Annotated in this window: 17 protein-coding genes; 11 read left to right on the forward strand and 6 right to left on the reverse strand. The window is 60.6% G+C overall.

The features are described 5' to 3' along the window. Positions 1–279 precede the first annotated feature (279 nt). On the reverse strand, positions 280–2880 hold the full coding sequence (gene acnB / locus AC07VF_RS22020) for a bifunctional aconitate hydratase 2/2-methylisocitrate dehydratase (protein ID WP_346625405.1): 2601 nt from the start codon (positions 2878–2880) through the stop codon (positions 280–282). Between the two features lie 426 nt (positions 2881–3306). On the opposite strand from acnB, the gene AC07VF_RS22025 reads away from it, so the two are divergent. The 6 genes from AC07VF_RS22025 (at position 3307) to AC07VF_RS22050 (ending at position 9497) form a co-directional block, all read left to right on the forward strand. Beyond that, positions 3307–3780: a DUF1289 domain-containing protein gene (locus AC07VF_RS22025; RefSeq protein ID WP_423572634.1), complete on the forward strand. Its 474-nt coding sequence runs from the start codon at positions 3307–3309 to the stop codon at positions 3778–3780. 119 nt (positions 3781–3899) lie between these two features. Next, the gene (locus AC07VF_RS22030; RefSeq protein WP_122537832.1) at positions 3900–4508 is read left to right on the forward strand and encodes a MiaE family protein; all 609 of its coding nucleotides are present in this window, start codon (positions 3900–3902) and stop codon (positions 4506–4508) included. Positions 4509–4652: 144 nt separating this feature from the next. After that, a complete protein-coding gene (locus AC07VF_RS22035; protein ID WP_192174116.1) occupies positions 4653–5126 on the forward strand; it encodes a MarR family winged helix-turn-helix transcriptional regulator in 474 nt (157 codons plus the stop codon). Then, positions 5123–6619: an efflux transporter outer membrane subunit gene (locus AC07VF_RS22040; protein ID WP_495009563.1), complete on the forward strand. Its 1497-nt coding sequence runs from the start codon at positions 5123–5125 to the stop codon at positions 6617–6619. Before AC07VF_RS22035 ends, AC07VF_RS22040 begins: the two co-directional genes overlap by 4 nt. 10 nt (positions 6620–6629) lie before the next feature. After that, positions 6630–7895 carry an HlyD family secretion protein gene (locus AC07VF_RS22045; RefSeq protein ID WP_282372158.1) on the forward strand — a complete coding sequence of 422 codons (1266 nt, stop codon included), beginning with the start codon at positions 6630–6632 and terminating at the stop codon, positions 7893–7895. A 69-nt stretch (positions 7896–7964) separates the two neighbouring features. Next, positions 7965–9497, forward strand: coding sequence for a DHA2 family efflux MFS transporter permease subunit (locus AC07VF_RS22050; RefSeq protein WP_133773439.1), 1533 nt, complete (start codon positions 7965–7967; stop codon positions 9495–9497). A gap of 197 nt (positions 9498–9694) precedes the next feature. On the opposite strand, the gene AC07VF_RS22055 is transcribed toward AC07VF_RS22050, so the two are convergent. After that, positions 9695–10420 (reverse strand): UDP-2,3-diacylglucosamine diphosphatase, encoded by a 726-nt coding sequence (locus AC07VF_RS22055; RefSeq protein WP_192174112.1) that lies wholly within the window; start codon positions 10418–10420, stop codon positions 9695–9697. Continuing rightward, positions 10417–10920, reverse strand: coding sequence for a peptidylprolyl isomerase (locus AC07VF_RS22060; RefSeq protein ID WP_192174111.1), 504 nt, complete (start codon positions 10918–10920; stop codon positions 10417–10419). The genes AC07VF_RS22055 and AC07VF_RS22060 overlap by 4 nt, the downstream gene beginning before the upstream one ends. 277 nt (positions 10921–11197) lie before the next feature. On the opposite strand from AC07VF_RS22060, the gene AC07VF_RS22065 reads away from it, so the two are divergent. Both AC07VF_RS22065 and cysS read left to right on the forward strand, forming a co-directional pair. After that, the gene (locus tag AC07VF_RS22065) at positions 11198–12895 is read left to right on the forward strand and encodes a glutamine--tRNA ligase/YqeY domain fusion protein (RefSeq protein ID WP_192174110.1); all 1698 of its coding nucleotides are present in this window, start codon (positions 11198–11200) and stop codon (positions 12893–12895) included. A gap of 10 nt (positions 12896–12905) precedes the next feature. After that, positions 12906–14288 (forward strand): cysteine--tRNA ligase, encoded by a 1383-nt coding sequence (cysS, locus tag AC07VF_RS22070; protein ID WP_192174109.1) that lies wholly within the window; start codon positions 12906–12908, stop codon positions 14286–14288. Positions 14289–14541: 253 nt separating this feature from the next. On the opposite strand, the gene AC07VF_RS22075 is transcribed toward cysS, so the two are convergent. The 3 genes from AC07VF_RS22075 to AC07VF_RS22085 form a co-directional block, all read right to left on the reverse strand. Continuing rightward, positions 14542–14919, reverse strand: coding sequence for a type II toxin-antitoxin system VapC family toxin (locus AC07VF_RS22075; protein WP_074892086.1), 378 nt, complete (start codon positions 14917–14919; stop codon positions 14542–14544). Further along, the gene (locus AC07VF_RS22080; RefSeq protein WP_065986546.1) at positions 14916–15155 is read right to left on the reverse strand and encodes a type II toxin-antitoxin system Phd/YefM family antitoxin; all 240 of its coding nucleotides are present in this window, start codon (positions 15153–15155) and stop codon (positions 14916–14918) included. The genes AC07VF_RS22075 and AC07VF_RS22080 overlap by 4 nt, the downstream gene beginning before the upstream one ends. A gap of 170 nt (positions 15156–15325) precedes the next feature. Beyond that, the gene (locus AC07VF_RS22085; protein WP_495009562.1) at positions 15326–17191 is read right to left on the reverse strand and encodes a sigma-54-dependent Fis family transcriptional regulator; all 1866 of its coding nucleotides are present in this window, start codon (positions 17189–17191) and stop codon (positions 15326–15328) included. 355 nt (positions 17192–17546) lie between these two features. Between AC07VF_RS22085 and AC07VF_RS22090 the strand changes: the two genes are divergently transcribed. From AC07VF_RS22090 to AC07VF_RS22100, 3 genes are read left to right on the forward strand one after another with little or no spacing between them, the layout of a single operon-like run. Further along, positions 17547–18641, forward strand: a complete 1095-nt coding sequence (locus tag AC07VF_RS22090) for an ABC transporter ATP-binding protein (protein ID WP_423572627.1) — start codon at positions 17547–17549, stop codon at positions 18639–18641. Next, entirely contained in the window at positions 18641–19771 is a 1131-nt protein-coding gene (locus tag AC07VF_RS22095; RefSeq protein WP_495009561.1) for an ABC transporter ATP-binding protein, read from the forward strand. Before AC07VF_RS22090 ends, AC07VF_RS22095 begins: the two co-directional genes overlap by 1 nt. Then, positions 19764–20630 carry a carbohydrate ABC transporter permease gene (locus AC07VF_RS22100; protein ID WP_122537610.1) on the forward strand — a complete coding sequence of 289 codons (867 nt, stop codon included), beginning with the start codon at positions 19764–19766 and terminating at the stop codon, positions 20628–20630. Before AC07VF_RS22095 ends, AC07VF_RS22100 begins: the two co-directional genes overlap by 8 nt. The last annotated feature ends 8 nt before the right edge of the window (positions 20631–20638 follow it).

Raw genomic sequence — 20638 nt, forward strand, 5'->3', positions numbered from 1 at the left:
CGGCGAGAGCGCCGTCAGGACATGGATGTCCGTTCGGCGCGGGCCCACGGAGCGAGACCGGAGTGAAGGAACCCCGAGGAACGAGGGGCCCAGCCGAGAGCAGGCACCCTTGGTTACTTGGGGTGCTTTTCCAAGTAACTCGCCGAAGGCGAAACAGTCTGCCCCCAAGCAGACCCTATCAGCATCAACGCACAATTCCCGGCTGGAGCCGGTCCTACTAATAAACTAGCCATAAAAAAACCCCGCCGAAGCGGGGTTCTCTCAACACGGTCTCAGCTATTAAGCCTGAACAACCGGGATGTTAGCGTTCGCTGCAGCCTCACGGAATTCCGCGATCTGATCGAAGCTCAAGTAACGGTAAACATCGGCAGCCATACTGTCGATCTTGCCCGCGTACTCCATATACTCCTCGACCGTCGGCAGACGACCCAGAATCGACGCCACAGACGCCAACTCAGCCGACGCCAGATACACGTTCGCCCCATCACCCAAACGGTTCGGGAAGTTACGGGTCGACGTCGACACCACTGTCGAATTCGGCTCAACACGCGCCTGGTTACCCATGCACAGCGAACAGCCCGGCATCTCCATGCGCGCGCCAGCCTTGCCGTAGATGCCGTAGTAACCTTCCTCGGTCAACTGATGAGCATCCATCTTCGTCGGCGGCGACAGCCACAGACGCGTCGGCAACTGACCCTTCACCTGCTCCAGCAACTTGCCGGCGGCGCGGAAGTGACCAATGTTGGTCATGCACGAACCGATGAACACCTCGTCGATCTTCTCGCCAGCGACGCTCGACAGCAGACGGGCATCGTCCGGGTCGTTCGGCGCGCAGAGCACAGGCTCTTTCACATCGGCCAGATCGATCTCGATGATTTCAGCGTATTCCGCGTCAGCATCGGCTTCCAGCAGTTCTGGGTTGGCCACCCAGGCTTCCATCGCCTGAGCACGACGCTCCAGGGTACGCGGGTCGCCGTAGCCTTCGCCGATCATCCAGCGCAGCAGGGTGATGTTCGACTTCAGGTACTCGGCGATCGACTCTTTCGACAGCTTGATGGTGCAACCGGCGGCAGAGCGTTCGGCCGAAGCGTCGGACAGTTCGAAAGCCTGTTCGACGGTCAGGGTTTCCAGACCTTCGATCTCCAGAATGCGACCGGAGAAGGCGTTCTTCTTGCCCTTCTTCTCGACCGTCAGCAGGCCTTTCTGAATGGCGTAGTACGGAATCGCATGAACCAGGTCGCGCAGGGTGACGCCCGGTTGCAGCTTGCCCTTGAAACGAACCAGGATCGACTCCGGCATGTCCAGCGGCATGACGCCAGTGGCAGCGGCGAACGCGACCAGACCGGAGCCGGCCGGGAACGAGATACCGATCGGGAAACGGGTGTGGGAGTCGCCACCGGTACCGACGGTGTCCGGCAGCAGCATGCGGTTCAGCCAGCTGTGGATGATGCCGTCGCCCGGACGCAGGGAAACGCCGCCACGGGTCATGATGAAGTCAGGCAGCGTGTGGTGAGTCTTGACGTCGATCGGCTTCGGATACGCCGCGGTGTGGCAGAACGACTGCATCACCAGATCGGTGGAGAAGCCCAGGCACGCCAGGTCTTTCAGTTCGTCACGGGTCATGGGACCGGTGGTGTCCTGAGAACCGACGGTGGTCATCTTCGGCTCGCAGTAAGTGCCCGGACGGATACCGTCGGTGCCGCAGGCCTTGCCGACCATCTTCTGCGCCAGGGTGAAACCCTTGGTGCTGGCAGCGGGAACGTCAGGCAGCTTGAACAGCGTCGAAGGCGGCAGGCCCAGTTCGGTGCGCGCCTTGCCGGTCAGGCCACGGCCGATGATCAGCGGAATACGGCCGCCAGCGCGGACTTCGTCAAGCAGCACAGGCGTCTTCAGTTCGAAGGTCGCCAGGACTTCGTCGGTGCCATGTTTGGTGACTTTGCCGGCATACGGGTAAACGTCGATGACGTCGCCCATGTTGATGTTCGATACGTCGAACTCGATCGGCAGGGCGCCCGCATCTTCCATGGTGTTGTAGAAGATCGGTGCGATCTTGCTGCCGAAGCAGAAGCCGCCGGCGCGCTTGTTCGGCACGTTCGGGATGTCGTCGCCGAAGAACCACAGCACCGAGTTGGTGGCCGATTTACGCGAGGAACCGGTACCGACCACGTCACCGACGTAGGCGATAGGGAAACCCTGGCTGCGCATATCTTCGATCTGCTTCATCGGACCGATGGAGCCTTGCACGTCAGGGACGATGCCGTCGCGGGCCATTTTCAGCATGGCCAGGGCGTGCAGCGGGATGTCCGGGCGGGACCAGGCGTCAGGCGCAGGCGACAGGTCGTCGGTGTTGGTTTCGCCGGTGACCTTGAAGACGCGCAGGCTGATCTTTTCGGCCAGGGTCGGACGCTTCTGGAACCACTCGCCGTCAGCCCAGGACTGCAGCACGCCCTTGGCGTGTGCGTTGCCGTTCTTGGCTTTTTCAGCGACGTCGTGGAAGGCATCGAACATCAGCAGGGTGTGCTTCAGTTGCTCTGCAGCGACAGGTGCCAGCTCGGCGTCGTCCAGCAGATCAACCATGGTCACGATGTTGTAGCCGCCCTGCATGGTGCCGAGCAGTTCGACGGCGCGCTTCTTGTCCAGCAGAGGGGAGTGAACTTCGCCCTTGGCCAGGGCAGAAAGGAAACCGGCTTTGACGTAGGCAGCTTCGTCAACGCCCGGTGGAACGCGATTGGTGATCAGGTCAAGCAGGAAAGCTTCTTCGCCAGCCGGTGGGTTTTTCAGCAGCTCGACCAGGCCTGCAGTTTGTTCGGCGTTAAGCGGCTGGGGCACGATACCCTGGGCGGCACGCTCTTCGATGTGTTTACGGTAGGCTTCAAGCACAGTATTACCCTCATCAGTGGTCCCAAATGGGTGTCCGGGACGCTCATCCAGAGAAGGTCCGCATCGGCGCTCTCGAACTTTTTAAAGTTTCTTGGCAGGAAGCTGACGATCTCCAACAGAAGCTGTTTTCAAAGTTTTACGCCTGCATGATCGGTCGGGGAGGGGACGCGAGGGACTCGCGTCAAACCGGACTGCGGGGCGGGCTTTGTACGATAAGTGGCTCGCCGGCTTATCGTAAAAAGCCCTGACTGTGCTCGTGACGCTTTGAAAACAGCTTCCAACGGACATTGGCGCCTTAAAAGGCCCGGTGATTCTACGGTAAAAAACCGCTGAAGGTAAGTTAGCCCCTACAGGTTGAAGGGTGTACCTCGTTAGACAAAGGGCTAACATGCCGGCTTGTTTCGTTCGCCGTCGTGTTCCCTTGCCATGCCCAATCAAATCATCAAGACGCCCTGCGTGGGCCTGTGCTCCACCGTCTACGGCGACCTCGTGTGCCGGGGATGCAAGCGCTTTCACCACGAAGTGATCCACTGGAACGGCTACGACGAGGATGCAAAGCGTGCCGTCTGGCTGCGCCTTGAACAGCTGCTGGTGCAAGTGATGGCGGGGAAAGTCGAGGTATTCGATCCGGCAAAGCTGCGGTCGCAACTGGAGCAACGCAAAATCCGTTTCGTCCCCCATCAGTCGGAATATTGCTGGGCCTACCAGCTGATTGCCCGGGGCGCGAGGGTGATCAACCAGCTGGACGCCTACGGCATGGTGCTGCTGCCGGAGTTTCGCGACTGGTCGCTGCCTGAGCTGCGCGATGCCATTGATCGGGAATTCTTCCTGCTGTCCGAAGCGCACTACGAGCGCTACATCGCGCCGGGCTTCCTCAAGGATGCGATGGGCGCGGTTTGATCCTGACCTGATTCTCGCGCCCGGTCCCGACAATCCATGCTTTTCATCTGCGCGCGCTGGCTCTGCCCGTCAGGCTCCGTATAATGCTGCGCCTTGCCCAGCCAGCCATCCGTGAACCCATGCAGATCTATCCAGAAATCGACGCTTTCCTGCTTTGCCCCACGCCCGACAGTTGGGTTCAGGCCGCCTTGCAGAATCTGGATATCCTGCTGATCGATCACGCCAACAATGAAAAGAAGGCCGCCGGCGCGGCGTTTCAGTTCATGTTCCAGTACAACGACAAGTTCGACCTGCTGGCCAAGATGTCCCGGCTGGCGCGCGAAGAGCTGCGTCACTTCGAGCAAGTGATCGGCATCATCAAGAAGCGCGGCATTCCGATGGCGAACATCAGCTCGGCGCGCTATGCCGGGTCGCTGCGCAAACTCGTTCGTACCCACAACCCGTATCGCCTGACCGACGCGCTGGTCGTCGGCGCCATCGTCGAAGCGCGCTCGTGCGAACGCTTCGCCGCCCTGGTGCCGCATCTGGACGAAGACCTGTCGAAGTTCTACGCCAGCCTGCTCAAGTCCGAAGCCCGGCATTTTCAGGACTACCTGAAACTCGCCTACACCTACGGCACTGAAGCGGACGTCGACGCCAAGATCGAAGAAATCCGCCTGGCCGAGCGCGAGCTGATCCTGAGCCCGGATGAAGATTTCCGCTTCCACAGCGGTGTGCCGGCGCTCTAAGCCACTCTAGAAACCTACCCATTCAGCAGGCGAACTACGTTCGTCCGAATTCGCGCACCCTAAATATTGTTTCATTGTGTGTTTACTGCCTAGGCAGTAAGATCCCCTCCATTCACTGCCTAAGCAGATAATGGGTGGCTATCAATGGCGCATTTCACTCCTGAAAATTTTCACGACAGTCTGCTGGGCATGTTGCTGGGCCGGACTGAACAACTGAAAAACCGCATCCTCGACCGGCATCTCGAGCCCCACGGCGTCACTGCGCAGCAGTTCAAAGTGCTGGTGATGATCGCGCGTTTCTGCGCTGAGACCCCGGCCGACATCTGCCGCATGTTGAATCTCGACAGTGGTTCGATGACCCGCATGCTCGACCGTCTGGAGCAGAAAAACCTGCTGTCCCGCGCGCGCTCGGAATCCGATCGGCGTCAGGTGCAACTGGTGCTGACCGAGGAAGGCAAGGCGCTCTCCGACCTGTTGCCGGAAATCGGCGCACACGCGATGAACGAGATGGTCGGGGTGCTGGAAGACAGCGAGCTGCTGGCCCTGGAAAAGATTCTGACGAAAATTCTGGTTGCCTCGGGCGACCCCATTACGATTGCCCGGATTGCCGAACAATGAGCACTCACCTTCAGCGGGGCTCGACCCTGCGCACGTCCCTGAGCCTGATAGTCGTGGCACTGGTGCTGGCCGGTTGCGCCAGTTCCAAAGGCCTGAAAACCGAAGCCGTCGGCATCGATGCCAACAGTCTGCAGACCGCTCAAAGCCTCAATGGCATCACCCTGTCGCCGGCCGCCTGGCCCAAGCGCGACTGGTGGACCAGCCTGGGCGATCCACAACTCAATAGCCTGATCACCGAAGCACTGCGCGACAGTCCGGACATGCAGATCGCTGCCGCCCGCACTCATCAGGCGACGGCGCAGGCCTATGCCGCCGACGCCGAACGCATGCCGACCGTGGATGCCGACGCCAGCGTCAGCCGTTCGCGCCTGGCCCGTGATCAGGACCCGACGGGGGCCGGCGGGCGCTACAGCACCTTGCGCAGCCTGAGCGCCGGCTTCAATTACAACTTCGACCTGTGGGGCGGCCAGCGGGCTGCCTGGGAAGCGGCATTGGGCCAGGCCCGTGCCAGTGAAGTCGATCAGCAAGCAGCGCAATTGACCCTCGCCGCCGATGTCGCCCGCGCTTACAGCGACCTGGGCCAGGCCTACATCGTCCGTGACCTGGCGGCTGAAGACCTCAAGCGCACAAGTCAATTGCTTGACCTGGGATCGCGGCGCTTCAAGTCGGGCATCGACAGCGAGTACCAGTACGAGCAGACCCAGAGCCTGGAAGCCAACTCCCGCGAGTCGTTGGCAGACGCGGAAAAAAGCCTGCGCAGCGCCAAGATTCAGCTGGCCGTGCTGATGGGCAAAGGCCCGGACCGCGGCGAACAACTGAGCCGGCCTGCGGTGCTGCAACCTGCTGTCGTGGCCCTGCCTTCGGTGGTGCCTGCGGAATTGCTGGGCCGTCGCCCGGATCTGGTGGCCGCGCGCTGGCGGGTTGAAGCGGCGAGCAAAAACATCGACGTCAGCAAGACCAACTTCTACCCGAACCTCAACCTGAGCGCATCGGCAGGGGTGGAGTCGCTGTTGGGTGATGCGATGTTCGGCTCAGCCAGTCGCTTCTTCAACGTCGCGCCGACGGTGTCGCTGCCGATCTTCGACGGCGGCCGTCGCCGTGCCGATCTGGATGCGCGGGACGCCGACTATGACCTCGCCGTGGCGCAGTACAACAAGACGCTGGTCCGGGCGCTGGGGGATGTCAGCGATGGCATCGGTCAGTTGCGCGACATCCGCCGTCAGATCGAAGCGCGCCAGCAGGCGACCGACGTGATTCAGAAATCCTACGACACCGTCGTTCAGCGCTACTCCTCGGGGATCGGCAACTACCTGGACGTACTGAGCGTCGAGCAACAACTGCTGCAATCGCAACGCCAACAGGCTGATCTCAACGCGGAACGAATCGATCTTTCGATCCAGTTGATGCAGGCCCTCGGGGGAGGCTTCGAAGACAGCAAGCCCGGCGACAACGCCGCCCCGGTCGTCCCGTCAACTGCTTCGCTGACTCATTAAGGTAATCGTCATGGCCGCTGCCACTACCGACAACAACGCCACAAACGAAGAAAAGGACGTCAACGCCTCCGCGCCTGACAAGGCCGCTGACAAGGGCGCCGAGCAGACCAAACCGACCAAGAACCCGCGCAAGCGCAAGCTGCTGTTGCTCGGCCTGCTGCTGGTCGTGGTGCTTGGCGTGCTTGGCGTCTGGGCTTGGTACGAAATGTACGGTCGCTGGAGCGAGAGCACCGACGATGCCTATGTCAACGGCAACGTCGTGGAGATCACCCCGCAAGTCACCGGCACCGTGGTCAGCATCGGTGCCGACGACGGCGATCTGGTCCGCGAGGGGCAGGTGCTGGTGCAGTTCGACCCGAATGACGCCGAAGTGGCGCTGCAAAGTGCCGAAGCCAATCTGGCAAAAGTCGTGCGTCAGGTGCGTGGTCTGTACAGCAATGTCGACGGCATGAAAGCGCAACTGGCCGCCCAGCGCGCCGAAGTGCAAAGAGCCCAGGACAACTTCAACCGTCGTCGCAGTCTGGCGGCCGGCGGGGCGATTTCCCAGGAAGAGCTGTCCCACGCCAAGGATGACCTGACCACCGCGCAGAATGCGTTGACCAACATTCAGCAGCAGCTGGCAACCAGCACTGCGCTGGTGGATGACACTCAGGTGTCCTCGCACCCGGACGTCAAAGCCGCTGCCGCTCAACTGCGTCAGGCCTACCTGAGCAACGCGCGCAGCACGCTGATCGCGCCGGTCACCGGTTACGTCGCCAAGCGCACCGTGCAGCTGGGCCAGCGGGTTCAGCCGGGCACTGCGCTGATGGCAGTGATCCCCCTCGACCAGCTGTGGATCGACGCCAACTTCAAGGAAACCCAGCTCGGCCAGATGCGCATTGGCCAGCCGGTGGACATCGAAGCCGACCTGTACGGCGGCGACGTCAAATACAGCGGCACCGTGGACAGCGTCGGCGCCGGTACCGGCAGTGCGTTTGCATTGTTGCCCGCACAGAACGCCACCGGTAACTGGATCAAGATCGTCCAGCGTATTCCGGTGCGGATTCACATCAACGCCGACGAGCTGGCCAAGCATCCGCTGCGCATCGGCCTGTCGACCACCGTGGACGTGAACCTGCACGACCAGAGCGGTCCGGTGCTGGCGCAACAACCGCCGAAGCAGCCGCTGTTCACCACCGATGTCTACGCCAAACAACTGGCCGACGCCGACACGATGATCGCCCGCGTGATCCACGAGAACAGCGCGTCAACCAGCGGCAAGACAGCCCAGCGCTGATTCGCCAATCCATCTGCCACGGCCTGTGTGTACAGGCCGTGGTGATCTTTGAGTGTCAAAGGATTCGCGATGAGTACGAACGCTCCCGCTTCTTTTACGCCGCCAAGCCTGTTGCTGACCACCATCGGCCTGTCGCTGGCGACTTTCATGCAAGTGCTCGACACGACCATCGCCAACGTGGCCTTGCCGACCATCTCCGGCAACCTCGGCGTGAGCTCGGAGCAGGGCACGTGGGTCATCACCTCGTTCGCGGTCAGTAACGCCATCGCGCTGCCGCTGACCGGCTGGCTGAGCCGGCGCTTCGGCGAGGTGAAGCTGTTTCTGTGGGCCACGCTGCTTTTCGTCACCGCCTCGTTTCTCTGCGGCATTTCCACCTCGATGCCTGAGCTGGTGGGCTTTCGAGTGTTGCAGGGCATGGTTGCCGGGCCGTTGTACCCGATGACGCAAACGCTGCTGATCGCCGTTTATCCCCCTGCGAAACGGGGGATGGCATTGGCATTGCTGGCGATGGTGACGGTCGTGGCGCCGATTGCCGGGCCGATTCTCGGCGGCTGGATCACCGACAGTTACAGCTGGCCGTGGATCTTTTTCATCAACGTGCCGATCGGACTGTTCGCGGCGTTCGTTGTGCGTCAGCAGATGGCTACCCGGCCGGTCAGCACCAGCCGCCAGCCCATGGATTACGTCGGTCTGATTACGCTGATCATCGGCGTGGGCGCGCTGCAGATCGTGCTCGACAAAGGCAATGACCTGGACTGGTTCGAGTCGAACTTCATCATTATCGGCTCGGTGATTTCAGCCATTGGCCTGGCGGCATTTGTCATCTGGGAAATGACGGATGATCACCCGGTGGTCAACCTGCGGCTGTTTGCGTTTCGCAACTTTCGCTACGGGACGATCTGTCTGGTGGCGGGCTATGCGGGGTTCTTCGGGATCAACCTAATTCTGCCCCAGTGGCTGCAAACGCAGATGGGTTACACGGCGACCTATGCGGGGCTGGCGGTGGCGCCACTCGGGGTGCTGCCAGTATTGATGTCGCCCTTCGTGGGACGTTATGCGCATAAATTCGACTTGCGCCTGCTCGCCGGCCTCGCGTTTCTGGGGATTGGCCTGAGTTGCTTCATGCGGGCAAGTTTCACCAGTCAGGTGGATTTCGAGCACATCGCCCTGGTGCAGTTGTTCATGGGTGCGGGCATTGCGCTGTTCTTCATGCCGACCTTGAGCATCCTGCTTTCCGACCTGCCGCCGTCGCAGATCGCCGACGGCTCGGGGCTGGCGACCTTCCTGCGTAACCTCGGTGGCAGCTTCGCGGCCTCCTTGACCACGTGGATCTGGATCCGCCGCGCCGATCAGCACCACGCCTATCTGAGCGAAAGCGTGAACGCCTACGAGCCGACGACGCGACATGCGCTGGAGACCTTGGGCGGGGCGAGCAATCAGGCTTACGCGCAGCTCGATTCGATGGTCACCAGCCAGGCGTACATGATGTCCACGGTGGACTACTTCTACATGATGGGCTGGGTGTTCCTGTCGCTGATCCTGATCATCTGGCTGGCCAAACCGCCGTTTACCGCGAAGGCGGCGCCTGGGGGAGGGCATTGATTGACGCCGCGCTGTCGGCGTCAAACACAATACTTGTGGGAGTGAGCTTGCTCACGAAGAGGCCGGGACATTCAGCCACTTTCTCTGATGTCAGAAAGTAAGCCTTCGCGAGCAAGGTGGAGCGCCACCCCGGTCGCTCCCACAGGTTCTGCGTTCGACGATCATCGGTGTTCACTTCTGACGCACCGGTGATCTGGTCAGGCCTCAAACGCAAACGACTCCAGATGAAAGCCCGACTCATCGATCCGCAGCAACCATCCCTCGCGATCCCAATCCCCCAGCACGATGCGCTGCGCCATGGTCTCACCCAGTTGAAGGTCGTGAACCGCAGGCCGATGGGTGTGACCATGAATCAGCGTCTTCACGCCAGACTCCTTCATCACCCGTGGCACTTCGTCCGGCGTGACGTCGACAATGTCGCTGGCCTTCATCCGCGTCTGCGCACGGCTTTCGCTGCGTAGCTTGCGCGCCAGCTTGTGCCGTGTGCTCAACGGCAGATGCCGCAGCACCCACAGCGTCAGCGGATGGCGCAGGTAACGGCGCATACGCATGTAGGCTTCGTCCCGAGTACACAGGCTGTCGCCGTGCATCAGCAGCACCGGTTCGCCGTTGAAATTCACGACGCTCGGGTCCTTGAGCAGCGTGCAGCCCGCCGCTTTGCAAAACCCCTGGCCGATCATGAAGTCGCGATTGCCGTGCATCAGGAACACCCGCGTGCCGCTGTCGCTCAGTGCCCGCAGCGCCTGGCAAATCGAGCGCTGAAAGGGCGACATGGCGTCATCGCCGATCCAGGCTTCGAAGAAATCCCCAAGGATGTACAGCGATTCAGCCGCGCGCGCGCGCCCATTCAGCAGACCGAGAAACGCCCGGGTAATGTCCGGGCGTCCTTCTTCAAGGTGCAGATCGGAGATCAGCAATATCACTCAATGATCTCGGCTTTCTCGATGATCACGTCTTCGGCCGGCACGTCCTGGTGACCGGCCTTGGACGTGGTGGCGACGCCCTTGATCTTGTCGACCACGTCAGTGCCTTCGACGACGTCAGCGAACACCGCGTAACCCCAACCCTGCACGGTCTTGGCGCTGTGATTGAGGAAGCTGTTGTCGGCGACGTTGATGAAGAACTGCGCCGAGGCTGAATGGGGCTCCATGGTGCGGGCCATAGCCACTGAGTACTTCTTGTTCGGCAGGCCGTTGTCGGCTTCGTTCTGGATGCTCGGGCGCTTGTCTTTCTTTTCTTTCATGCCAGGCTCGAAGCCGCCGCCCTGAATCATGAAATTGCCGATCACGCGGTGAAACACGGTGTTTTCGTAGTGGCCTGCTTTGACGTATTCGATGAAGTTGGCGACAGTCAGCGGCGCCTTTTCTGCGTTCAATTGCAGAACGATTTCACCGTGGTTGGTGGTCAGCTTTACTTTCGACATGGTCAGCTCGCGCTCTTTGAAGTCGTAATGGGAGGCAGTGATCGCGGCAGTCGGCCATCGGCATGCGAGGCCAGTCCTGCGGATTCACTTCAGGCGCGCAGTTTACAGAGGGTAGCCGTTGCACGGGTAGTTGCGATTGAGCTGCAGGTTCCGCCGCTGACCGGGCGCCCATCTCGGCAGTTTTGTCACAGCGCGCTGTCAGGGGCTTGACAGCTTCGGCTATGATAGGCGCTTTGATTTAACCGGCCTTCCTGGCCGCGACCCGTACAAGGATCCTATGAGCAAGCCCACTCAAGATGCCGCTGCGAATTCCAAGGCAGGCCCAGCCATTCCAACCAACTTCCTGCGCCCCATCGTGCAGGCTGACCTGGATTCGGGCAAGCACACCCAGATCGTGACCCGCTTCCCGCCGGAGCCCAACGGCTACCTGCACATCGGTCATGCCAAGTCGATTTGCGTCAACTTTGGTCTGGCTCAGGAATTCGGCGGCGTCACGCATCTGCGCTTCGACGACACCAACCCGGCGAAGGAAGACCAGGAATACATCGACGCCATTGAAGCCGACGTCAAATGGCTGGGCTTCGAGTGGTCCGGCGAAGTGCGTTATGCCTCGCAGTACTTCGACCAGCTGTACGCCTGGGCGGTCCATCTGATCGAGACGGGCAAGGCCTACGTCGATGACCTGACCCCCGAGCAGGCTCGCGAATACCGCGGCACCCTGACCGAGCCGGGCAAGAACAGCCCGTTCCGCGATCGTAGCGTCGAAGAAAACCTCGACCTGTTCAGCCGCATGAAGGCCGGCGAGTTCGAAGACGGCGCCCGTGTCCTGCGCGCCAAGATCGACATGGCTTCGCCGAACATGAACCTGCGCGATCCGATCCTCTACCGTATTCGTCACGCCCATCACCACCAGACCGGTGATAAGTGGTGCATCTACCCCATCTACGATTTCACCCACGGTCAATCGGACGCCATCGAAGGCATCACCCACTCGATCTGCACCCTGGAATTCGAGAGCCATCGCCCGCTCTACGAGTGGTTCCTCGATAACCTGCCGGTGCCGTGCAAGCCGCGCCAGTACGAGTTCTCGCGCCTGAACCTGAACTACACCATCACCAGCAAGCGCAAGCTCAAGCAACTGGTCGATGAAAAGCACGTGCACGGCTGGGACGACCCGCGCATGTCGACGCTGTCGGGCTTCCGCCGTCGCGGTTACACCCCGGCGTCGATCCGCAATTTCTGCGAAATGATCGGCACCAACCGGTCCGACGGCGTGGTCGATTTCGGCATGCTGGAATTCAGCATCCGTCAGGACCTGGACCACAACGCCCCGCGCGCCATGTGCGTGCTGCGTCCATTGAAAGTCGTGATCACCAATTACCCGGAAGGCCAGGTCGACCACCTCGAACTGCCCCGCCATCCGCAGAAGGAAGAGCTCGGCGTGCGCAAGCTGCCGTTTTCCCGCGAGATCTACATCGACCGTGACGACTTCATGGAAGAGCCGCCGAAGGGCTACAAGCGCCTGGAGCCGAACGGTGAAGTACGCCTGCGTGGCAGCTACGTGATTCGCGCCGACGAAGCGATCAAGGACGCCGACGGCAACATCGTCGAGCTGCGTTGCTCCTACGACCCGGAAACCCTGGGCAAGAACCCTGAAGGCCGCAAGGTCAAAGGCGTTGTGCACTGGGTACCGGCAGCCGAAAGCATCGAATGCGAAGTGCGTTTGTACGACCGTCTGTTCCTGTCGGCAAACCCTGAGAAGGCAGAAGAGGGCAAGACCTTCCTGGACAACATCAACCCAGGCTCCCTGCAGGTGTTGACCGGTTGTCGCGCTGAACCGTCGTTGGCTGACGCTCAGCCGGAAGACCGTTTCCAGTTCGAACGCGAAGGCTATTTCTGCGCGGATCTGAAGGACTCGAAACCCGGTCATCCGGTCTTTAACCGGACTGTGACGCTCCGCGATTCGTGGAGCTAAGGTAGGCAACGTGCTTTCTATCTACAACACGCTCAGCAAGAGCAAAGAAGTCTTCAAACCGCTGGATGGCAACAAGGTGCGCATGTACGTCTGCGGGATGACCGTGTACGACTACTGCCACCTGGGCCACGGCCGCAGCATGGTGGCGTTCGACGTGGTTACCCGCTGGCTGCGTTTCAGCGGCTACGACCTGACCTACGTGCGCAACATCACCGACATCGACGACAAGATCATCAACCGCGCCCGTGAAAACGGTGAAGCGTTCGATGCCCTGACCGCGCGCATGATCGACGCGATGCACGAGGACGAAGCGCGCCTGAACATCCTCAAGCCGGACATGGAGCCGCGCGCCACCGATTACATCGGCGGCATGCACGACATGATCCAGCGCCTGATCGACAAGGGCTATGCCTACGCACCGGGCAATGGCGACGTGTACTACCGCGTCGGCAAATTCCTCGGCTACGGCAAGCTGTCGCGCAAGAAAATCGAAGACCTGCGCATCGGTGCCCGGATCGAAGTCGATGAGGCCAAGGACGACCCGCTGGATTTCGTGCTGTGGAAAGGCGTCAAGCCGGGCGAACCGAGCTGGGAATCGCCGTGGGGCGCCGGGCGTCCGGGCTGGCACATCGAATGCTCGGTGATGTCCACCTGCTGCCTGGGTGAGACCTTCGACATTCATGGCGGCGGCAGCGACCTGGAATTCCCGCACCACGAAAACGAGATTGCCCAGAGCGAAGCCGCGACCGGCAAGACCTACGCCAACGCCTGGTTGCACTGCGGCATGATCCGCATCAATGGCGAGAAGATGTCCAAGTCCTTGAACAACTTCTTCACCATTCGCGACGTGCTGGATAAATACCACCCGGAAGTAGTGCGTTACCTGCTGGTGTCGAGCCACTACCGCAGCGCGATCAACTATTCCGAAGACAGCCTGAAGGAATCGAAAGGCGCGCTGGAGCGGTTCTATCACGCGCTCAAAGGCTTGCCGGTCGCTGAGCCTGCGGGTGGTGAGGCGTTCGTCGAGCGTTTTTCGAATGCCATGAACGACGACTTCGGGACCCCGGAAGCCTGCGCCGTGCTGTTCGAGATGGTCCGCGAGATCAACCGTCTGCGCGACAGCGATGTCAACGCAGCGGCAGGTCTGGCGGCTCGCTTGAAGGAGCTGGCCAGTGTGTTGGGCGTGTTGCAACTGGAAGCCGATGACTTCCTGCGCGCCGGCGCTGAAGGGCGGGTGGATGCCGCCGAAGTCGAAGCCTTGATCGCCGCACGCCTGCAGGCGCGCGCTGACAAGAACTGGGCTGAAGGCGACCGCATCCGCGATCAACTCACCGCCATGGGCGTGGTGCTGGAAGACAGCAAGGGCAGCACGACATGGCGGTTGGCGGATTGATCAGCCGCGCACACGGTTGATGTGGGAGCGACCGGGGTGGCGCTCCACCTTGCTCGCGAAGGCGGCGTTTCGAACGCTGAATATTTGGCGGATGTACTGGCCTCTTCGCGAGCAAGCTCGCTCCCACAGTTCATCTGTCACCCGTTACATCTGCGGTGATTGTTCCCGTTCTGGGTGGAACAATCAGTCTCACGAAGTTCGTTTGGCAAATTGTTGATGTCGACTGACCTGCTGCTTTTGGCGCCTAGGTGCTTTAGGCCAGAACAGCAAGTGACGTGTACCTGGCAACCATCGCGTCTGACGTAATTAGCTTCATCGGTTCAGTAATGGCGGCAGCAACGATTAGCCTATCGAATGGGTCGCGATGATGGTGTTCCAGATCTTTGACTGCGATTGCATGTTCAACGCTGACAGGGAGCTCGATAAAGCCGCTGTCTCGGCAGTACTCGCGAATCTCCTCGAGATCGGCCGTTAGTTTCCCCAAGCCAATCTTTATCGACATCTCCCAGAACGTGGCGGCGCTGATGTAAACCTCAGTGGCGGTTTCGATCAGTTTTTTTGCTTTGGGAGAAAGCTTCGGGTCGTCAGTCAGAGCCCACAGAAGAATATGAGTATCCAGCAGTATCCTCATGGGCGACTGCCTTCGAAATCATCCAGCACAGAGTCAGAAAGCGGTGCATCGAAGTCGTCCGGTAGTTGAAGAATACCTTTCATAGCACCGATGCGTTTACCGGTGGGCCGTCCGATCGGGACGAGGCGCGCCATTGCTCGACCATGTTTAGCGATCGTGATGGTCTGGCCCGCCGCAGCGTCATCTACCAGTTTTGACAGGTTGTCCTTGGCCTCACCGAGGGGGACGATAATCATGACGTATGCTCGCATTCGGGAATATTGGCCAAATATAGCCATATAATTCTTCTTGCCCAAGCCACCGTTACAATTCTGTGCTGATTGTGGAGACGCCCCGCGTGGGAATGCCTCGTCTGATACTCCGCATCCCGGTTTTGCTGGCTCTGCGCGCTAGCGACAAACCCCAATCAAAACCCCTGTTCCCGCAGTCGCTTGTACAGCGTATTCCGGCTCACCCCCAGCCGCTTCGCCAGCTGCGAGATATTCCCGCCTGCCGCCTGCAACAACTCACTCAACTCCTCCGGCGTGTCCAGCGCAGCCTTGCGGTTGAGCACTGCCTCGGCCTCGACGCGCTCACACCCCATCGCCAGGTCCGCAAAAAAGTCTTCCGGCAGATGCTCGGTGGAGATCGGCTGATCGTCGGCGAGCGCCAACGCCACCTGAATCACGTTGCTCAACTGCCGCAGATTTCCCGGCCACGGGTGCCGTTCAAACAGCTCCATCACCTGAGGCTCGAAGCCCGCTGTCTGCTGCGGTTCGCGGTGTTGTTCCCAGATCGCACGCACCAGCGCGGGTTTATCGCTGCGATCGCGCAACGGCGGCAGCTCCAGGTTCAGGCCACTGATGCGGTAGTACAAATCCTGTCGAAACCGCCCGTTCTGCACATGCTCGCGCAGTGAACAATGGGTCGCGGAAATCACCCGGATGTCCACCGGGTACAACTCGCTGCTGCCCACCGGTTGCACGCACCGTTCCTGCAACACCCGCAGCAAGCGCGCTTGAACCGGCAGTGGCATGTCGCCGATCTCGTCGAGGAACAGCGTGCCTTTGTCCGCCTTGCGGATCAGCCCGATGCTGCCTTTATGGTGAGCCCCGGTGAACGCGCCTTTTTCGTAGCCAAACAGTTCCGCCTCGACCAGTTCCGACGGGATCGCCGCGCAGTTCACGGCAATCATAGGCTGATGGGCGCGGGAGCTGGCGCGGTGCAGGGCTTTGACGAACACTTCCTTGCCCACACCCGTTTCACCGAGGATCAACAGCGGGACGTTCTTCTCCAGCAGTCGCTGCCCCTGGCGCGCTGCTTTCTCAACCCGCTCATCACCTAGACCCGGCTCAATGGCGCCAACAGTAGCCGATCGGGACACAACCGGTACTTGCACCGGAATCGGCACGGGCACCGTTCTGAGCTTGAGCACCGGCGCCTTCGGCCGCTTCAGCACGCAATGAAAACGGTTATGGCCCGAGGCCTGAAGCGGAAAGGGCTGGCCTTCCATTTGATCCAGCAGGTCGGTGATCGGCGCCTTGAACAGGTTTTCGATGTTGGCGTTGAGCAGGCTGACGCCCAGCAGATTGTCGGCACGGCGGTTGGCGCAGAGCACTCGGCCGCTTTCGTCGAACACCAGCAGGCCCGCCCACTGGCTGTCGAGGTTGTTCAGCCCGGTGTTGAACACCAGCTGGAAATGGCTGTGCTGGAACTGGTCGAGGATCAGCCGGTTTTCGATGGTCTGGCCCATCATCTTGACCATCCCCAGGGTGTGGGAGGGCGGCAGGAAGCTGTCGCTGGACACATCGAGCACCGCGATCATCCGCCGCGACGCATCGAAAATCGGCGCTGCCGACCCGGTCATGAAACGGTTGGCCTTGAGAAAGTGTTCATCGTGTTCAATGTGAACAGCCTGTTCACAGGCCAGGGCCGTGCCGATGGCATTGGTGCCGGCGCCTTGCTCCAGCCAGCTGGCGCCGGCGACGAAACCCGGCTGTTGATCCGGCTCGACGAAGCGCTTGTTGCCCCAGGAATTGAGCACCTGGCCCTGCTGATCGGCGAGCAGGATCAGGCAATTGGAATTGCTCAGGATGTTTTCGTAGAAGGGCAGCACCTGCTGGTGGGTGGTCTGCACCAGAGAATGATGGCGCTCGAGCAGTTGCGAAACCTGCTGATCGGGCAGGCGACCGAAGGACGGACGTGACTGATGGTCGAGGCCGAACTCGCGGCAACGGGCCCACGAGTCCTGAATGATGGTGTCGTGGCTGGGGGATGCGCCTGCTGTGGCCATGAAATGGCTCCGTCCGAGTACTTTTATTTATTGTTGTCGAGATGCCGCTAGGCAGAGCATCCCTGCTCGAAAACGTCCACCCATTGTTGTTCAGGATTGTTCAAAGTCAATGTTCATTTTGTTCAGGTGTTCAGCCTTTCCTGTTCATTTATGTTCATCAACGAATGCCAATCTGTGCGGCAAATTGTCGCAACCGCTCTAGTCCGCGCATTCCAGCCAGAAAGCCCCCGAGCAGGCCGGTTGGCACGATTGTCGCTATCCAACAAGCGGTCAGCACAATCGGTCAACGGATGTTACGACCTGCCATACGGCACACGCGCAACACCCCGAACAAAACAAATAAAAAGGGCACGCCATGTCTCTCACGCTTGAGCACGTCAGCCGCTCCGTCGACGGTCAGATCTGGATCGACGATGCTTCGCTGAGCTTTGAACCCGGCTCATTCAACGTATTGCTGGGGCGCACCTTATCAGGCAAAACCAGCCTGATGCGCTTGATGGCCGGTCTGGACAAGCCAGACAGCGGCCGGGTACTGATGAATGGCAAAGATGTCACCCAGGTCGCGGTGCGTCATCGCAACGTCTCGATGGTTTATCAGCAGTTCATCAACTATCCGAGCATGACCGTCTACGACAACATCGCCTCGCCGCTGCGCCAGGCCAAGATGTCGAAGGACGAAATCGACCGCCGGGTTCGCGAAACCGCGAAGATGCTGCGCATCGAAAAATTCCTCAGCCGTCACCCCCTCGAATTGTCCGGCGGCCAGCAGCAGCGCACGGCCATGGCGCGGGCGCTGGTCAAAGACGCCGAACTGATTCTGTTCGATGAGCCGCTGGTCAACCTCGACTACAAGCTGCGTGAAGAGCTGCGTCAGGAAATGCGCCAGCTGTTCGAAACGCGCAATACCATCGCTATCTACGCCACCACCGAGCCGAACGAAGCGCTGGCGCTGGGGGGGACCACCACGATTCTGCACGAAGGCCGCGTCATCCAGAGCGGCCGTACGCCCGAGGTGTATCACCAGCCGAAAACCGTGCTGGCCGCCGAGTTGTTCTCCGAGCCGCCGATCAACCTGATGCCAGGCCGCATCGAAGGCAACGAAGTGAGCTTCGCCAACTTCGTGCACTTCCCGCTCAATGTCGACTTGCGCACCATCGGCGACGGCGAGTACCGCTTTGGCGTGCGCCCGAGCCACCTGAGCCTGGTGCCGTCCAACGACGACGATCTCGAACTGGCGGTCACCGTCGAGCTCGCCGAAATCAGCGGTTCGGAAACCTTCCTGCACGTGCGCAATGAGCATTTTTCGCTGGTGCTGCATTTGCCGGGCGTCCATGAGTACGACGTGGACACGCCGATTCGCGTGTACATCCCGACTCACAAACTGTTCGTATTCGATCAGCAGGGCGGCCTTATTCAGGCGCCGGGCCTGCGCATGGCGAGGGTTGCCTGATGGCCGAGATCCGCTTGCAACAACTCGCGCACAGCTACAGCCCCAATCCGACCGGCCCTGAAGACTATGCCATCCGCGAAATGACCCACATCTGGGAGCAGGGCGGCGCCTATGCCTTGCTCGGCCCGTCCGGCTGCGGCAAGTCGACCCTGCTCAATATCATCTCCGGCCTGCTCAGCCCGTCCGAAGGCAAGGTTCTGTTCGACACCACCGTGGTCAACGACATGTCGCCGGAAGAGCGCAACATCGCTCAGGTTTTCCAGTTCCCGGTGGTCTACGACACCATGACGGTGTACGACAACCTCGCCTTTCCGCTGCGCAATCAGGGCATGCCGGAAGCGAAAGTGAAGATCAAGGTGCAGGAAATCGCCGACGTGCTGGACCTGCAGCCGTTGCTGAAGAAGAAAGCCAAAGGCCTCACTGCTGACGAAAAACAGAAAGTCTCCATGGGCCGCGGGCTGGTTCGCGATGACGTGTCGGCGATTCTGTTCGACGAACCGCTGACCGTGATCGACCCGCACCTGAAGTGGAAGCTGCGCCGCAAGCTCAAGCAGATTCACGAGCAGTTCAACATCACCATGGTCTACGTCACCCACGATCAGCTGGAGGCTTCGACCTTCGCCGACAAGATTGCGGTGATGTACGGCGGCCAGATCGTCCAGTTCGGCACCCCGCGCGAACTGTTCGAAAAGCCGCACCACACCTTCGTCGGCTACTTCATCGGCAGCCCGGGTATGAACCTCATCGAGGTCAAGCCTGAAGCCGGCGGCGTGGGCTTTGGCGGCATTCATCTGCCGTTGTCCGAAGCCTTGCAGCAGCGTCTGGCCGCCACTCAGTGGAGCACGTTGAAAGTCGGGATTCGTCCCGAGTTCGTGCACGTCTGGGACGGCCCGGTTGATGACGCCATGCAGGCTGAAGTGACCTACGTCGAGGACCTGGGGACCTACAAGATTCTCACCCTGAAACTGGCCGGCCAGCTGTTGAAAGTGCGCGTGCAGGAAGACAAGCCGGTGCCGCAGGGCCAGGCCTGGATCAGTTTCCCCGCGCAATGGCTGATGCTCTACGCCGATGAATTTCTGCTGGAGGCCGCGGCGAACACACTGCCGGCCAGCGAGGTGTCCCATGACTAAAGTGCAAAACAACAAGGCCTGGTGGCTGGTGCTGCCGGTGTTCCTGCTGGTGGCGTTCAGCGCCATCATTCCGATGATGACCGTGGTCAACTATTCGGTGCAGGACATCTTCGACCAGTCCAGCCGTTATTTCGTCGGCGCCGACTGGTTCCGGCAAGTGCTGCAGGACCCGCGCCTGCATGACTCGCTGCTGCGTCAGTTCATCTACTCCGCCTGCGTGCTGCTGATCGAAATCCCGCTGGGCATCGGCATCGCCCTGACCATGCCGACCAAGGGACGCTGGTCGTCGGTGTGCCTGATCGTCATGACCATTCCGCTGCTGATCCCCTTCAACGTGGTCGGCACCATCTGGCAGATCTTCGGCCGTGGCGACATCGGTCTGCTGGGCTGGATCCTCAACGATGTGCTGGGCATCAGCTACAACTACGCGGCCAATGCGTCGGACGCCTGGGTGACCGTGCTGGTCATCGACGTCTGGCACTGGACCTCGCTGGTGGCGTTGCTGTGCTACTCGGGTCTGCGCGCCATTCCGGACGTGTACTACCAGGCAGCGCGAATTGATCGGGCGTCCAACTGGGCCGTGTTCCGACACATCCAGCTGCCGAAGATGAAGAGCGTGCTGCTCATCGCGGTGATGCTGCGATTCATGGACAGCTTCATGATCTACACCGAGCCGTTTGTGCTCACCGGTGGCGGTCCGGGCAACTCGACGACCTTCCTCAGCCAGACCCTGACGACCATGGCCCTCGGCCAGTTCGACCTGGGCCCTGCGGCGGCGTTCTCGCTGGTGTATTTCCTGATCATTCTGTTGGTGTCGTGGGTGTTCTACACCGCCATGACCCACAGCGAAAAGAACTGAGGAGCGCC

This window comes from Pseudomonas sp. GW821-FHT02H06, assembly GCF_059421525.1.

What these genes read in the sequence shown, in the direction of transcription:
- AC07VF_RS22050 (WP_133773439.1), top strand. Translation starts at nt 7,965, where the DNA reads ATGAGTACGAACGCTCCCGCTTCTTTTACGCCGCCAAGCCTGTTGCTG.
- AC07VF_RS22080 (WP_065986546.1), bottom strand. Translation starts at nt 15,155, where the DNA reads ATGATTATCGTCCCCCTCGGTGAGGCCAAGGACAACCTGTCAAAACTG.
- AC07VF_RS22030 (WP_122537832.1), top strand. Translation starts at nt 3,900, where the DNA reads ATGCAGATCTATCCAGAAATCGACGCTTTCCTGCTTTGCCCCACGCCC.
- AC07VF_RS22100 (WP_122537610.1), top strand. Translation starts at nt 19,764, where the DNA reads ATGACTAAAGTGCAAAACAACAAGGCCTGGTGGCTGGTGCTGCCGGTG.
- AC07VF_RS22035 (WP_192174116.1), top strand. Translation starts at nt 4,653, where the DNA reads ATGGCGCATTTCACTCCTGAAAATTTTCACGACAGTCTGCTGGGCATG.
- AC07VF_RS22025 (WP_423572634.1), top strand. Translation starts at nt 3,307, where the DNA reads ATGCCCAATCAAATCATCAAGACGCCCTGCGTGGGCCTGTGCTCCACC.
- AC07VF_RS22075 (WP_074892086.1), bottom strand. Translation starts at nt 14,919, where the DNA reads ATGAGGATACTGCTGGATACTCATATTCTTCTGTGGGCTCTGACTGAC.
- AC07VF_RS22090 (WP_423572627.1), top strand. Translation starts at nt 17,547, where the DNA reads ATGTCTCTCACGCTTGAGCACGTCAGCCGCTCCGTCGACGGTCAGATC.
- AC07VF_RS22095 (WP_495009561.1), top strand. Translation starts at nt 18,641, where the DNA reads ATGGCCGAGATCCGCTTGCAACAACTCGCGCACAGCTACAGCCCCAAT.
- AC07VF_RS22060 (WP_192174111.1), bottom strand. Translation starts at nt 10,920, where the DNA reads ATGTCGAAAGTAAAGCTGACCACCAACCACGGTGAAATCGTTCTGCAA.
- AC07VF_RS22065 (WP_192174110.1), top strand. Translation starts at nt 11,198, where the DNA reads ATGAGCAAGCCCACTCAAGATGCCGCTGCGAATTCCAAGGCAGGCCCA.
- AC07VF_RS22040 (WP_495009563.1), top strand. Translation starts at nt 5,123, where the DNA reads ATGAGCACTCACCTTCAGCGGGGCTCGACCCTGCGCACGTCCCTGAGC.
- AC07VF_RS22045 (WP_282372158.1), top strand. Translation starts at nt 6,630, where the DNA reads ATGGCCGCTGCCACTACCGACAACAACGCCACAAACGAAGAAAAGGAC.
- AC07VF_RS22085 (WP_495009562.1), bottom strand. Translation starts at nt 17,191, where the DNA reads ATGGCCACAGCAGGCGCATCCCCCAGCCACGACACCATCATTCAGGAC.